The 14,502-nt window shown below is 63.6% G+C and carries 12 protein-coding genes; 1 reads left to right on the top strand and 11 read right to left on the bottom strand.

Annotated features, from left to right (window positions below; genetic code table 11):
• Positions 1–20 precede the first annotated feature (20 nt).
• The 3 genes from DN388_RS21860 to fleQ all read right to left on the bottom strand — a co-directional run bounded on the left by DN388_RS21860 (position 21) and on the right by fleQ (position 4,236).
• Positions 21–1,406: a sigma-54 dependent transcriptional regulator gene (locus DN388_RS21860; protein WP_255002073.1), complete on the bottom strand. Its 1,386-nt coding sequence runs from the start codon at positions 1,404–1,406 to the stop codon at positions 21–23.
• Positions 1,403–2,611, bottom strand: coding sequence for a PAS domain-containing sensor histidine kinase (locus DN388_RS21855; RefSeq protein ID WP_054915635.1), 1,209 nt, complete (start codon positions 2,609–2,611; stop codon positions 1,403–1,405). Before DN388_RS21855 ends, DN388_RS21860 begins: the two co-directional genes overlap by 4 nt.
• Before the next feature lie 206 nt (positions 2,612–2,817).
• A complete protein-coding gene (gene fleQ, locus DN388_RS21850; protein ID WP_235384250.1) occupies positions 2,818–4,236 on the bottom strand; it encodes a transcriptional regulator FleQ in 1,419 nt (472 codons plus the stop codon).
• Here fleQ and DN388_RS25440 point away from each other — a divergent pair.
• Positions 4,183–4,371, top strand: a complete 189-nt coding sequence (locus DN388_RS25440) for a hypothetical protein (protein ID WP_229590459.1) — start codon at positions 4,183–4,185, stop codon at positions 4,369–4,371. The two genes, fleQ and DN388_RS25440, sit on opposite strands and share 54 nt — an antisense overlap.
• 94 nt (positions 4,372–4,465) lie before the next feature.
• On the opposite strand, the gene DN388_RS21840 is transcribed toward DN388_RS25440, so the two are convergent.
• The 8 genes from DN388_RS21840 to rffA form a co-directional block, all read right to left on the bottom strand.
• Positions 4,466–4,762 carry a flagellar assembly protein FliT gene (locus DN388_RS21840; RefSeq protein ID WP_043861799.1) on the bottom strand — a complete coding sequence of 99 codons (297 nt, stop codon included), beginning with the start codon at positions 4,760–4,762 and terminating at the stop codon, positions 4,466–4,468.
• Positions 4,763–4,771: 9 nt separating this feature from the next.
• On the bottom strand, positions 4,772–5,167 hold the full coding sequence (gene fliS, locus DN388_RS21835; protein WP_043861798.1) for a flagellar export chaperone FliS: 396 nt from the start codon (positions 5,165–5,167) through the stop codon (positions 4,772–4,774).
• A 133-nt stretch (positions 5,168–5,300) separates the two neighbouring features.
• Positions 5,301–6,710, bottom strand: a complete 1,410-nt coding sequence (gene fliD / locus DN388_RS21830; protein ID WP_255002071.1) for a flagellar filament capping protein FliD — start codon at positions 6,708–6,710, stop codon at positions 5,301–5,303.
• A gap of 72 nt (positions 6,711–6,782) precedes the next feature.
• Positions 6,783–7,148, bottom strand: coding sequence for a flagellar protein FlaG (locus DN388_RS21825; RefSeq protein ID WP_043861796.1), 366 nt, complete (start codon positions 7,146–7,148; stop codon positions 6,783–6,785).
• Positions 7,149–7,220: 72 nt separating this feature from the next.
• Complete coding sequence (locus tag DN388_RS21820) at positions 7,221–8,069, bottom strand: flagellin domain-containing protein (protein ID WP_054915638.1); 849 nt, start codon at positions 8,067–8,069, stop codon at positions 7,221–7,223.
• Positions 8,070–8,337: 268 nt separating this feature from the next.
• Positions 8,338–9,279 carry a ketoacyl-ACP synthase III gene (locus tag DN388_RS21815; protein ID WP_054915639.1) on the bottom strand — a complete coding sequence of 314 codons (942 nt, stop codon included), beginning with the start codon at positions 9,277–9,279 and terminating at the stop codon, positions 8,338–8,340.
• Positions 9,280–9,517: 238 nt separating this feature from the next.
• Positions 9,518–13,093, bottom strand: coding sequence for a glycosyltransferase (locus DN388_RS21810; protein ID WP_255002069.1), 3,576 nt, complete (start codon positions 13,091–13,093; stop codon positions 9,518–9,520).
• Between the two features lie 37 nt (positions 13,094–13,130).
• The gene (rffA, locus tag DN388_RS21805; protein WP_058542058.1) at positions 13,131–14,294 is read right to left on the bottom strand and encodes a dTDP-4-amino-4,6-dideoxygalactose transaminase; all 1,164 of its coding nucleotides are present in this window, start codon (positions 14,292–14,294) and stop codon (positions 13,131–13,133) included.
• Between the last annotated feature and the right edge of the window lie 208 nt (positions 14,295–14,502).

The raw sequence follows: 14,502 nt of genomic DNA, 5'->3' as shown, positions 1-14,502 counted from the left end.
AAAAACGACCGGTTATGGCGTCACACGCCGCTGGCGTAGAGACTCGCCTCCACATCCAGGCCGGCATCACGCATCTGTGCCAGCTTGTAGCGCAAGGTGCGCGGGCTGATGCCCAGACGCTCGGCAGCCTCCTTGCGGCGCCCGCGCTCGGCGCGCAGGGTATCTATGATCATCTGGAACTCGTGGCGGCGCAGGTCATCCCCCAGCCCGGCTGGTTCGGCCGGCTCGGCCAGCACCGGCACCGGCTCTACGGGCGATGCCGCCAGCAACGGGAGCACCCCGGCCAGGCAGAAGTCCGCCGCCTCGATCACCCCGCCCTGCTGCAGGATCAGCGCCCGCTGGATGGCGTTGTCCAGCTCGCGCACGTTGCCCGGCCACGGATAGCCTTGCAGGCAGGCCTGGGCCTGGGCCGACAGGCGCACGGGGGCATGCTTCATTTTATTGACGTGTCGCGCCAGCAGACGCTCGGCCAGCGGCAGAATGTCGGCGCTGCGCTCGCGCAGCGGTCGCCAGGCCAGCGGGAACACCGACAGGCGATAGAACAGGTCTTCGCGAAACCGCCCCGCCGCCACTTCGCCGGCAAGGTCGCGGTTGGTGGTGGCGACCACGCGGATGTCCAGCGCGATCGGCTTGCGCCCGCCTACCCGCTCGACCTCGCGCTCCTGCAGCACCCGCAGCAGCTTGGCCTGCAGCCCCAGCGGCATTTCGGAAATCTCGTCGAGCAGCAGCGTGCCACCGTCGGCCTGCTCGAACTTGCCTGGCTGGGCGGCTATCGCCCCGGTGAACGAGCCCTTTTCATGTCCGAACAACGTGGCTTCGAGCATGTTGTCGGGGATGGCGGCGCAGTTGATGGCCACGAATGGCTGGTCGGCACGCAGGGACTGCTGGTGAATGTAGCGCGCCAGCACCTCCTTGCCGGTGCCCGATTCGCCGGAAATCAGCACGGTGGAATCACTGCGCGCCACCCGCGCGGCCAGTTCGAGCAACTGCGCACTGGCAGGCTCGCGCGCCACCGGACCGTCGGCGTCCGCGCCGCTGGCAACGCCCAGGGCATGACGGGCCACCAGGTCGAGCAAAGCGCGCGGCTCGAAGGGCTTGACCAGATAGTCCGCAGCGCCCTGGCGCATCGCATCCACTGCACGCTCAACGGCGGCGTGCGCGGTCATCAGCAACACCGGCAACTGCGGCTGGCGGGCCCGCAACGCGGCCAGCAACTGGTGGCCGTCCATGCCCGGCATGTTGACGTCGCTGACCACCAGGCTGAAGGGCTGACTGGCCGCCACTTCCAGCGCTTCTTCGGCCGAGCCCACCGCGTGATAGGCAAAGCCACCCAGCTCCAGGGTATCGGCCAGGGCCTGGCGCAGTACGCGGTCATCCTCGACCAGCAGAACCTTGATCGCCCTCATGCCGTTGCCTCCAGCGGTGCGCCGATCAGCGGCAGGGTCACCAGCGCGCAGGTACCGCGCCCGGGGCGCGAGCGCAGCTGCACGGTGCCCTGGTGTGCTCGGGCAACCGCCATCACCACCGCCAGGCCAAGCCCGGTGCCAGTGGCCTTGGTGGTCAGGAACGGCTCGCCCAGGCGCGCCAGCAATGCACTGTCGATGCCCGGCCCGGCATCGCTGATGCACAGGCGCAGGCTTTGCCCGCGACGATACAGGTGTACCTTGAGCCGAGCAGCGCCGGGCGCGGCCTGCAGGGCGTTTTCAATGAGATTGAGCAGCGCCCCCACCAGGGTGTCGCGGTTGCACAGCAATTCACCCAGGTGGCTGTCGCACTGCCAGCGCACAGCATGCCCCTGTACATGTACCTGCGCGGCCTGCTGCAGCGCCTGGAACAACGCCTTGGGGGTCACGCGGTCGGTCAGCGGCAGTTCCCCGCGGGCGAACACCAGCATGTCGCGTACCTGGTGCTCGAGTTCGTGCAGACGCTCCTTGAGGCTGCCGGCAAAACGCTGACGGGTGTCCAGCGGCAGGTCCTGCTCGGCCAGGTGACTGGCATACAGCAAGGCGGCCGACAGTGGCGTGCGGATCTGATGCGCCAGCGAGGCCACCATTCGCCCCAGGGTCGACAGGCGCTCGTGCCGCGCCAGCTGGCTTTGCAGGTGGCGGGTTTCGGTGAGATCGGTCAACAGCACCAGCTGGCCCGGCTCGGCATCCAGCGAGCGGGTAGCGATCGACAGGCGGCGACCATCGCGCAGCGACACTTCGTGGCCGTCGTCCTCGCGCGGCGCAAAGCTGCGGGCGATCACCTGACGCCACAGCTCGCCCACCAGCGGCTGGCCCAGCAGTTCGACGGCGGCCGGGTTGGCCTCGCGCACGCGGCCCTGGCCGTCGATCACGATCACCCCGCCGGGCAACAGCGACAGCAGGTTCTGCAGGCGGTTGGCCAGTCGCTCCTTCTCCGCCAGCTCCGCCATGCGCTGCGCACTGACCACGGCCAACTCCCCCTTGAGCTCGGTGACACGGGCCTCGAGCAGGTTGTAGGACTGGCTCAGTTGGGTCGACACCTGGTCGAACAGGGCAAACGCCTGCTCGAGCCCCTGACGACTCTGCTGTTCGGCGGCGTCAGAACGCCTGGGCTCGGCGGCGGGGATGTGGGCGGCGTGGGGCATGGGTTGCTCTCTCGCATGGCTCACCGTCATAAAACGGTATGTTGCCAGCGGTATAGCAATAGACGTGCCGGATACTTTGACGGGGGGTTGCCAGCAGCAGCGGCGCGCCGCCCAAAGCCAGCAAGGGCAGGCTTTACAGCCCTGTGGAAAATAGGGGTATTGCGTTCGGCAGGCCCCGGTCGGGGCCTGCCGGCAGGAAGCAGGCGTCAATCCTCCGCCTGTTCGTCTCCATCGCGACGGCTCATGCCGTACTTGCGCATTTTTTCCACCAGCGTGGTGCGGCGGATGCGCAGGCGCTCTGCGGCACGCGCCACGATACCGTTGGCATCGTCCAGCGCCTGCTGGATCAGGCCCTGCTCGAGGCTGCCCAGGTAGTCCTTGAGGTCGAGACCTTCGGGCGGCAACATCGCATGGTTGCTGAAATTGGGCGTATGGCCGTTGATTGCCACGCGCTCTTCCAGGTCCGAGCGCAGGCTGTCGACCAGTTGCTCGTCTTCATCATCGACGTAGCGGAACTTCTTCGGCAGCTCGGACACGCCGATCACGCCATACGGGTGCATGATCGCCATGCGCTCCACCAGGTTCGCCAGCTCGCGCACGTTGCCCGGCCAGCCATGGCGGCACAGCGACATGATCGCGGCGGAATTGAAGCGGATCGACCCCCGCTTCTCGTGCTCCATGCGCGAGATCAACTCGTTCATCAGCAGCGGAATGTCTTCGACCCGCTCACGCAGCGGGGCCATCTCGATCGGGAACACATTGAGGCGGTAGTACAGGTCTTCGCGAAAGCTGCCCACCTCGATCATGCTCTCGAGGTTCTTGTGAGTGGCGGCGATGATGCGCACATCGATGCTCTGGGTCTTGTTGCTGCCCACACGCTCGAAGGTGCGTTCCTGCAGCACGCGCAGCAGCTTGACCTGCATCGGCAGCGGCATGTCGCCGATTTCATCGAGGAACAGGGTGCCGCCATTGGCCAGCTCGAAACGCCCGGCACGGCTGGTGATGGCGCCGGTGAACGCCCCCTTCTCGTGACCGAACAGTTCGCTTTCGAGCAGCTCGGCCGGGATCGCGCCGCAGTTGACCGGCACAAACGGCGCTTCACGGCGCTTGGAATGGTAGTGCAGGTTGCGCGCGACCACTTCCTTGCCGGTACCCGACTCGCCGAGGATCAGCACGCTGGCGTCGGTGTCGGCCACCTGCTGCATCATCTGGCGCACATGCTGGATGGCGCGGCTGGTACCGACCAGGCTACGGAACAGGTTGGGCTCGCGCTGACGACCGCGCTCGCGGGCCTGGTCGTACATCTCGCGATAGACCTGGGCACGGTGCAGCGAATCGAGCAGCTTGCTGTAGCTGGGCGGCATCTCCAGGTTGGAAAGCACCCGGCGGCGCAGGTCCTCGGGCAACTCGGCAGAAGATATTTCACCCAACAGCAATACCGGAAGGAACTCATCCCAGGCAGCCACGGTCTTAAGCAAGCCCAAAAGGCTTGCCGGAGCGTTCACGGTGCCGACCAGGACACAGAGTACTTCACGGCTGGATGACAACGACTGAACGACCTGCTGCCAATCGTGGCTGGAGCAGGAAAGATTTTCTTCGCCAAGAAAATTCAGCACCACCGCCAGGTCGCGGCGGCGAGCGTCATCGTCATCGATCAGGAGAATTTTGGTTTCACGCCACATGCAATCGAAACTTCCCTAGTCAACTCGACACCCAATGTGGGCATGCTCGACATCCATTCCGACTGGAGCGGTCAGTGATCGGACGTCTGAAATTAGAAAACAGCCACTAGTTAAGTCAAAAAATCGTACACAGTCAAATTTATGGCGCACTGCATTTTCGAACCGTCCAGCGTCAGCTGAACAGATGGTATACCTTTGCGGCGTTTTTCGCTTGGCGGATCTGCGTCATCTCGTCGACTATTGTTTGACGTTCACCACTTGCAACATCAATTAGTTGGCGGTAGACGTCGAGCAACTCCTCAAGACTGGTGCGCAGAACCTGTTCATTGGTCGATGCCTCGGCCAGTACGTCCTCGACGCAAACACGGCAGCTCAGGTCCAGTTCGGTGATCGTTTCCCAGTCGCGGCTGGCCAATGCCCCGAGCAGGGCTTCGCGGGTTTGTTCGATACGTTCGAGCACGGCACTCATGGCGTTCTCCTAGACGTCGGCGACCTGATCGCCGATCGCGTCCCAACCTTCCTTGACGGTAATCAGCAGGCGTGCGACTTCATTGAGGATCTCCGGGTCGTTCTGCACGTTGGCCTCGACCAGGCGCCTGCTCATGTAGGCGTACAGCCCATCGATGTCGGCCAGTGCCTCGGCCTGGTTTTCGAGGTCGAGCCCTTCGCGCAGACCGCCGATGATCCCGATGGCCTTGCCGATCAGGATGCCCTTCTGGGCCAGGTCATTGCGCGCGATTGCACCTTTGGCCTGCGCGATGCGATCCAGCCCGCCCTGCATGAGCATCTGCACGAGACGGTGCGGGCTGGCCTCGGAGGTCTGCGCCACGCCGTTGACTTTCTGGTACTGCCGAAGGGCCAACATAGGGTTCATGTTCTACCTCGTAACAAACGAAAAGGTTCATATACCGCCTGTATCGCCTGCGGGTCAAAAAACTTTAACCCCGAAAACGAAAAGCCCGGAGCACCCGAAGGGGTGCTGCCGGGCTTTTTTGCGGCCCCTGCTATCAGGAGTTCTTCTGCTGCGCTTCGATCGAGGCGAACATCGAGGCAATGTTCTTGCGCTGCGCCTCGAGCTTGCCGACCAGGGTATCCATGGCCACGTAGCGTTTGGTCAGCGACTCGGTCAGCGACGCAATGCGCCGATCCAGGGCCTCCTGCTGGTTCTCGAGGTCTTTCTGCAGCCTGTCCAGGCCGTTCTTTCGCGAGTCGAGAATGCCACCGGTCTGCAGGTACGGTTCGATCGCCTTGTTCATGTGCGCGAACACGCCATTCTTGCCGGTGAAAAGCTCCTGCACGTCGGCACCGAGCTTCTTGTCCTTCATCGCTGCGTCGTACTTGACGGAGTTGAACTCGAGGGTACCGTCCTTCTGGGTGTTGATACCCAGCTGGCTGAGGGTGGTCAGGCGGGTACCGTCCGACTCGGTCGCCAATTGGCTGCGCAGGTCGCTCAGCAGCGAACGGGTGGTCGGGTCGTTGGTCAACGGGCCCAGCACGGTGTTGCCATCGGCATCCTTGCTCACGGAGGTCAGGTTGGTGACCGCCTTGATCAGGGTGTTATAGGCATCGACATAGGCCTGCACCGATTTTTTCAGGCCATCGGTGTTCTCACCCACCGTAACCTGTACAGCCTTGCTGGCGTCGGGGCCGGTTGCCTGAAGCAGGTCCAGGCTGATGCCACTGATGGCACCGGTGACGGTATTGCTCTTGCTCGTGACCGGCAGGCCGTCGACGTACAGTTTTGCGTCCTTGGCCGGCTCACCGATGTAGCCGGCACCGTCACCAACCATCTTCTCGCCCGGCGCGATCTTGAGCGCGTCGATGGTGCCGTCGACGGAAATGTCCGTACCCTCACCGGTCTTGGTCGAACTGAACACCAGGCGCGAACCGTCTGCACCATTGACCAGGTTGGCAGTGATGCCTTTCTCGGACAGCGACGAGTTGATGGTGTCGCGCACGGACTGCAAGGTTGCACCAGGGCCGACCTTGACGGTGTGGGTGACACCGTCCTGGGTAATCAGCAGGTCACCTTCGGGAATCGGCGTGGTGGCACCGGTGTCGAAGTTCTGGCTGGCCACCTTGGACGAGGTGGCCAGGTTGTCGACACGGATCGTGTAGGTACCAGGCACCGCGGTATTGTTGGAGGTTGCCTTGATCGCGGCGTCGTTGCTGGACGTTGCCGCATAGGCATTGAACGACGGCGCGAGGGGATCATTGAGCTTCTTCATCGCCGCCTGATAGACAGACAGCGCGCTCTTGAGCGATGCGACACCAGAAAGCATGGCCGAGTTGTTGGCAGTCTGGCGTTTGATCTGGTTGGCTTTCGGATCGGTTTCAGACGCCACCAGCGTGCTGACGATCTTGTTGATATCGACCCCAGAACCCAGACCGGTGCCCGGTAAAATTGAACTCGCCATTGCTATTCCCTCTTGGTTGCGCGCCGCCCCTAGCCGATCAAGGCTAGCGAACGTGCTGCTCGGACGCCAGCATCAGACCTTGGCGTTGAACAGCAGGCTGTTAACATCGCTCAGACTGTGGGCAATTCTCAACGCCTCTTCCGAAGGAAGTTGGCGGATCAGCTCACCGGTTTCACTGGCGATGACTTTAACTACAATTCGGCCGGATTCTTCATCCGTGGAAAATTCGAGATTGCGACGCGACGAGGCGAGAAACTTCTCGATGTCCTTGAGCGCGTTCTTGACCTTCTCAGCTTCGGTCAGGCCGCTGTCGGCGCTTTCCTTCGCTGGCTTGATGGATTCGACAGCCTCCACGGGCTTGACCGCAGGGCGCTCGGTGGGCTGCTCCACAGGCTTTGCAGCCTGGTAGGACAGGTTCAGCTTGACGCTCATATCCATGCCAACCACCTCTCAATGCAAAAGGCGGGGGAGCGCCACAGGTGCACTCCCCCGCCGATAACCATCAGGCGATTACTGAAGCAGTTTCAGTACGGCGGATGGCAGTTGGTTGGCCTGGGCCAGAACCGAAGTCGAAGCTTGTTGCAGAGTCTGCTGCTTGGTCAGCTGAGCGGTCTCGGCAGCGAAGTCGGTATCTTGTACACGACCACGGGCAGCGTCGGCGTTTTCGTTGATGTTCTGCAGGTTGTTGATGGTGCTGGTCAGACGGTTCTGAACGGCACCCAGTGCAGCACGGCCTTCACCGATGGTCTTGACCGCAGCATCGATCGCGTCCATTGCAGCCGAGAAGTTGGTCTCGGCAGTGGCGCTGTCGCTACCGGCGATGGTGATGGCGTTGGTGATACCCAGGTCGCTGGCCAGGTACTTGCCGGTCAGGTCGATGCTGATCTGGTTGATGCCACCGGTTTCCGAACCGACCTGGAAGGTCATGGTGCTGGCGGAACCGTCCAGCAGGTTCTTGCCGTTCAGCTGGGTGGACTGAGCGATACGGGTCAGCTCGTCACGCATCTGAGCGAACTCGGAGTTCAGCGAGTCACGGTTGTCCGAATCGTTCGAGTCGTTTCGCGATTGCAGAGCCAGTTCACGCATACGCTGCAGGATGTTGACCTGCTCTTGCATCGCGCCTTCAGCGGTCTGGGCGATCGAGATACCGTCGTTGGCGTTTTTGATTGCCATGGTCTGACCGCGGATCTGCGAGGTCATACGGGTAGCGATCTGCAGGCCAGCGGCGTCGTCTTTGGCGCTGTTGATTTTCAGGCCGGAAGACAGGCGAGTCATCGAGGTGCTCAGGGCGTCGGAAGCGCGGTTCAGGTTTTTCTGAACGTTCAGCGACGTGACGTTGGTGTTTACGGTTAATGCCATGACGAATTCCTCGTTTGTGGGTATTGCGGCTTCCGGCCCTGGCAAGCGCCGGGTGTGGCCTAGAGAACCTTCGTAATAGTTATCGTCGTCTGTGCAGGTTGCTTTAGGGGTTTTTTGAAAATTTTTACTGGCACCCTGCCACTCCAATGAAATCAAGGGTTTGACGCCAGCTTTATGGCCCCTGCGGCACAGCCTTGGTTGTGGCATACCGCAAAGGCAAAAAAAAGCGCCACCTTCAAGGCAGCGCTTCTGTAGACGGGAGGTCGGTTCAGTCCCGACGCTCGATGATTGCCGAGCCCCACGACAGGCCCACGCCAAAACCGCTCAAGGCCACACGCCTGTGCTGGGTGCCCAGTACGTGCTTTTCCAGCAGCAACGGAATGCTCGAGGACACCGTGTTGCCGGTCTCGACCATGTCCTTGACGAATTTCTCGATGGTTTCGGGCTTGTCTTCCTCGAAGCGGCGCGCCACGGCATCGACGATTGCCGCACTGCCCTGGTGAATGCAGAACAGGTCGATGTCGTTGGCCCCCAGATTGCTCGCCTCGAGCAACTGACGCAGGTGCGCAGGTACCTTGAGCAACGCGAAGTTGAACACCTGGCGACCGTTCATGAAGAACACCCCGTCATTCACCTTCAGGTGCTCTGCGCCGCCACCGTCGGTGCCAAAGCTCGATTTGCCCAGTTGCCAGGCCGCGTCCTCGCCCATCCAGGTGACCGTGGCAGCATCACCGAACAGCATGGTGGTGTTGCGATCTTCCGGATCGACGATCTTGGAATAGGGATCGGCGGTGATCAGCAGGCCGTTCTTCAGCCCCGCCGCCTCCATGAAGCCCTTGATGGCATAAAGGCCGTAGACGTAACCGGAACAGCCCAGGGAAATGTCGAAGGCCGCCACATGGGTGGGCAAGCCAAGCTTGTGCTGGACGATCGCGGCAGTGTGCGGCAACCCTTCGGCGTCGCCGTTCTGGGTGACCACGATGAGCACATCGATCGACTCCGGGGACAACGAAGGATTGGCAGCGAACAGGACCTTGGCGGCCTCTACACACAAGTCCGAGGTCTCCTGACCTGCCTCCTTGCGCGGCAGAAAGGTCGAACCGATCTTGCCCAGAATGAAGTCCTGATCCTTGCCGAATTTCGCACCCTGGGCGTAATTGTTCAGACCCTCGACAGGTACGTAACTCGCGATACTTTTGATGCCAATCATTGTGGCTTCCCGATAGATATGCGGATTTTCACGGGCCTCACTCCCCTGCAGGCAAGGGATCTCACGCAGCGCCGCTCCAGGCCACCTGCACCGCCCGCTGATTCATTAGCTTAGAGATGCACGTTTCGACTGCCAAGTCACGGCATTGTACGCGAACCAGGGCGATGCTTGTGCACAGCACTTCACGGTCACGTGAGGACGGCCAGGTCGGGAAGGCCCGACCGCCCTGCAAAACCACTCAGCCCGCCAGCCAGGCCGCGCGCCACAGCGCCAGGCGCTCGCCCTCGAGCAGCCAGTCGCGCCGCACGCTGGCCTGCAGCACCTCGCCCAGGCTGGCGGAAGCCTGCGGGTCGCCCAGGTGCAGGCGGATCGCGGCCAGCCAGTCGGCCGTGGTGTTGGCCACGCGGGTCAGCGGCAGCACATCGACACCGGCAAAGCCCGGCACATTGCTGCAGATGATCGGGTAGCCACAGGCGGCGTACTCCAGCAACCCCGGGTTGCCCGAGCAGGCATTGAGCAGGCTCTGGGCCATGGGCGCCAGCGCCAGGTCCAGGTTGAGCGCGGCCAGCGCTGCGGCCTGCCGTTCGGGGGCGACGGCGGCGTGTACCTCCTTCATGTAGGGGCGCAGGGCCTCGGGGCAGTCGCCCAGCGCCACCCACTCCACCTCCGCGGCCAGCGTCCTGACCACATCGACCAGCAGGTCGGCATCCACCGCCCCGGCCCAGCCGACACGGGGCTTGCTGCCCATGCCACGCTTGCCCTGGAGATTGCGCCACCATCGGCCCGGCAAGCTGGCCTCCAGCACACGAATATCGTCGTGCTGGCCTGCCAGCACCTCGGCCAGCGCGGGCGCAGGCACGATGATGCGATCGGCGAGGATCACCGCGCTCTGCAAGCGCTGGCTGATTTCGTCGGCGCCAAACCCGGCATGCGCGCCCTGCAAGCGCATCTGCGGCAGATAGCCGTCCACGTCGAGCACCTTGAACGCCCGCGAGAACGCCCGCAGGCGCCGCATGGCCAGAAGTTGCGCGTCATCGAGCGGGCGCTGCAGCAGCACGGTGTCCGGTGCGTAGCGCTCCAGCTCCACGGCAGACAGCAGGTGCGGCGTGACCAGCCCGTCCACCCACCCCGCCTCGCGCAGCGCCTTGAACGGCTCGACGATGCGCTGCTGGCCGGCGCCCTGCAGGTCGGCCGGGTGAGCCAGCAACATGGGCAGCGGGTGCCAGCTTTTCAGCGGGTTCCACACCAGCGAGTTGTTCGCCCGGACAAAGCCACCCGGCACCTGCAACGACAGGTTGGCGTTGTATGCCGGATCGCGGGCCAGGCGTGGCAGCCAACGGGCCAGCAGAGCGTCCTCCTGCTCCGTGGTCGCCGCGTCGCGCTCGCAAGCGTCCATCAGCAATTGCACATGGGGCGTCCAGACGTTCAGGTAACCGGCCTCCTGCAGCTTCAGGCACAGGTCGACATCCACCCAGCGGGCCAGCAGCGGATCTTCGGCAAAGCCGCCGGCCTCGAGGAACAGCGCCCGGCGCAGCATCAGGCATTCGCCACTGAGCGCCGAACAGTCCTGATCGACCTGCAGCCGCCCCATGTAACCGGCCTGCTGATGATCGACCCCGTCGAATGCCGAGCCCACCAGGCCGGTGAGCCCCAGCACCAGGCCGGCATGCCGGACCTTGCCGTCGGCCGCCAGCAGCTTGGCCCCCACCGCGCCCACCTCGGGCCGCTGGGCGTGATTGAGCAATTGCTGCAGCCAGTCGCGCGCGAGGATCCCCGCACGCGCATCCAGCCACAGCAGGAAATCGCCACGGGCCTGCTGCGCCGCGTGATTGCACATGGCAACCCGCGACTGGCCGGCAGCATAGTGCAGGACCTGAATCTGCTCACCGCCGATCTGCTCGACCATCGCCAGCCATTCACGGGCAGCCTCGTCCAGGGCAGACGGCGCCAGCAACAGCACTTCGAAGCCGCCAGCCAGCGTCGTGTTCTCCAGCAAGGTTTCGATGCAGCGCTGGAAGTGGCCGACGCTGCCTTCCAGGGCGATCAGGATACTCACCGAGGCGGCCTGGGCATGCCCGTAATCGAGACGATAACGGCCCGGCGACGACGCCAGCACCGCGACCTGCCCCTGCGTGTAACCGCGGGCCTGGAGGTGGCGTTCCAGCACCGCGCGCTCGTGGGCGCAATCACGCAACGGCAGGGCCTCGCCGATCAGCAACGGCTCGGCGACATGCCCCACGCAGCCCAGGCCCTGCTGTTCGACCAGACGCAGCTGGTACTCCAGCTCGAAGGCCCGAGCGCAGTCGAGGGCGAAGCCGCCCCGTTGCAACAAGGCCTGGCGCTGGTACAACCAGTGCCGCGACAGACTCGCCGGGAAACTCAGCAGCAGGTCGAGGTTGAAATCCGGTCGCAGTGCGATGTCGGTGCTGCCGTTGGTCGCGCGCATCGCTTCATCAGCCATGTACGCCAGGCAACCGGCCTCGGCACCGACAAGCTCGAGTGCCGCGATCAGCAGGCCCGAGGCCGTGAATTCGACGCCCGCCTCCACGATCAGGAACCAGTCGCACCGGCTGTGCTGCAGCGCAGTATTGATGGCTTCAGCTTGCCGCTCCCGGGCACAGGGCACATGCCGTACCTGCGGGTCGGCCAACGACTGGTTGCCAAGCACGCTGACCTCAAGGTGCGGGTACAGGCAGCGCTGCGTACCCAGGCTGGCCAGGGTGGCGGCCAGGCGCTGGCGATCATCACCGTCATCCAGCACAAGCACACCGATGACCGGCATCGGCTGGCTGTCGAGGCGCTCGTTGATCAGGCGCAGCTGCTGGGCATCAGGGTGGCGCTCGCGCAACCAGGGCAGCACGCCCAGGTTCAGGTCCGCCGCTTCGAGCGCGGCCGCGGCCTGGGTCTTGGCAATGAACGTATCCAGCTGCTGCCAGAACGGCAGCGTTGCCAGCACGTAGCGCTGCAATGCCCCCTCCACCCCTGCCCTGGCGGTGGCCAGCGCGTCCGGCTGGTCAAGCAGGGCAAAGCCGGCGCTGCCAAGGAAGCCGGTTTCGAGAAACGCCTGGTCGACACCACTACCGGGCATGAAGATCACCGGGCAGCCACACAGCACGGCGATCACGCAGGTCATCGACCATTCGTAGCTGTACATCACCTCGGCCGAGCGCAGCACCTGGGCCAGTTCATGAAGCGGCAGCGCATTGGCGATGCGCAGCAGCTGGATACCCTCGGGCAACAGCGAGTAGTCGATCTGCTCCAGGGGATGACGGTTCTGATACAGGTAGCAACCCCTGCGTGGCGTGCCCGCCGGCGGCGCCTTGAACAGGTCGATGTCGAGCACCGGCAGGCCCAGCAGGTCGGGGTTGGCGTGGCCGCGTTTTTCAGCCAGCGCCGGGCCGTAGTAGAACAGCAGGTCGGTGGGCGCGGCCTCCATCGACTTGCCGTTGATCAGCCCTTCGAAGTTAAGCAAAAAGCGCGAAACCACCCTGCGCCCCAGCGGGTTGCCGACCACCACCTCCGGATACACGGCGATGGCCACCTTGCCCTGTTGCTGATGCCGCTGCTCGGTGGCGGCGTCGAGCAGCGGCGTCTTCAGGTTGGGGTTGACCACCTTGGGCCCGCACAGGTACGCCTCGCGCCCGTTCAGGTTGAGCACGTGACACAGGTAGTGCAGCGACACGATGCCCGAGGAGGTGTCCCGGTAGTCGGGCGCCATGATGTAGTAAGGGTGTTCGGGCTTGGCGAACATCAGGGTGTGTCGAAACAACGCCTGCTCAAGGACCTGCGCGTCGACCTGCGAGGCATGCGACATGGTGAAACTCCAATCTCTGATTAGGGGCGTGCTGCTGTCAGCGCGAGGCGCTCGAAGGCTTGTCCTGGAAAAAGCGCGCGATGCACGCACACACATGCGCCACCTGGCGGCTACGCATGTCGGAAAACAACGGCAGGCGCAACAGGCGCTGCGAGACATCCGTGGTGATCGGCAACTGGCCGCTGCTGCGCGCATAACGCAGGCCGGCTGGCGAGTCATGCAATGGCACATAATGGAACACCGCATTCACCCCATGCTCGCGCAGAAACGCGATCAACGCCGTGCGCTCTTCGACACTGCGCATCAGCAGGTAGAAGATGTGCGCGTTGGCCGGCTTGTCGTCCAGGGTACGCGGCAGCTGGAACAGACCATCGGCGGCCAGCGGTCGCAGCAGGCTGAAATACTTCTCGTACAGGGTCCGACGGTGCTTGTTGATGCGCTCGCCATGCTCGAGCTGCGCGTACAAAAATGCGGCCGTCAGCTCGCTGGGCAGGAACGACGAGCCGACATCCACCCAGGTGTACTTGCTCACTTCGCCGCGGCTGAAGGCCTTGCGGTTGGTGCCCTTCTGCCAGATGATCTCGGCCCGCTCGACCAGCCGCGGATCGTTGATCAGCAGGGCACCGCCCTCGCCGCTGATGACGTTCTTGGTTTCGTGAAAGCTCAGGCAGCCCAGGTGCCCGATGGTGCCCAAGGCGCGCTTGCGGTCGCGGGCCAGGATCGCCTGGGCGGCATCCTCGATCAGGAACAGGCCATGCTTTTCGCAGATCTGCGCCAAGACATCCATGTCGCACGGCTGCCCGGCGTAGTGCACTGCCACCACGGCCTTGGTCTTGTCGGTGATGGCCGCCTCGACCAGGCGCTCGTCCAGGTTCAGGGTGTCGTCGCGAATGTCCACGAACACCGGTACCGCACCGCGCAGCACGAAGGCATTGGCCGTGGAGACAAAGGTGAAGGACGGCATGATGACTTCGTCGCCCGGCCCGACGTCGGCCAGGATCGCGGCCATTTCCAGCGCAGCGGTGCACGAATGGGTCAGCAGCGCCTTTTCACAGCCCAGGTTGTTTTCCAGCCAGCCCTGACACAGCGTGGTGAATTCGCCGTCCCCCGCAATGGAGCCGTTCATGACCGCCTGGGCAATGTAGAACAGCTCTTTGCCAACCACGAACGGCTTGTTGAAAGGGATAACCTGTTTGCTCACGGTAACGCCTCCATCGCACGGCCCTGGGGCCGATACGATCTGTGTAGGTTTTTCAGGCGATCACAACGGCGCACCTGCGGCTTGAAAAGCCCGCCCGCCCTGCGATGGCTGTCAATAAACTGCCGTACCCCGGCATGATCCTGACGCGGCGCTCATGCCTGAGCGGGTCGGGCACAAAAAAGCCGGGCACGAAACCCGGCTTTTGCAA

This window comes from Pseudomonas sp. S12(2018) (genome assembly GCF_024355235.1).
In the GTDB taxonomy this organism is placed as follows: Bacteria; Pseudomonadota; Gammaproteobacteria; order Pseudomonadales; family Pseudomonadaceae; genus Aquipseudomonas; species Aquipseudomonas palmensis.
The sequence above is the reverse complement of the archived record's forward strand: the minus strand, read 5'-3'. Positions and strand labels throughout refer to the sequence as shown.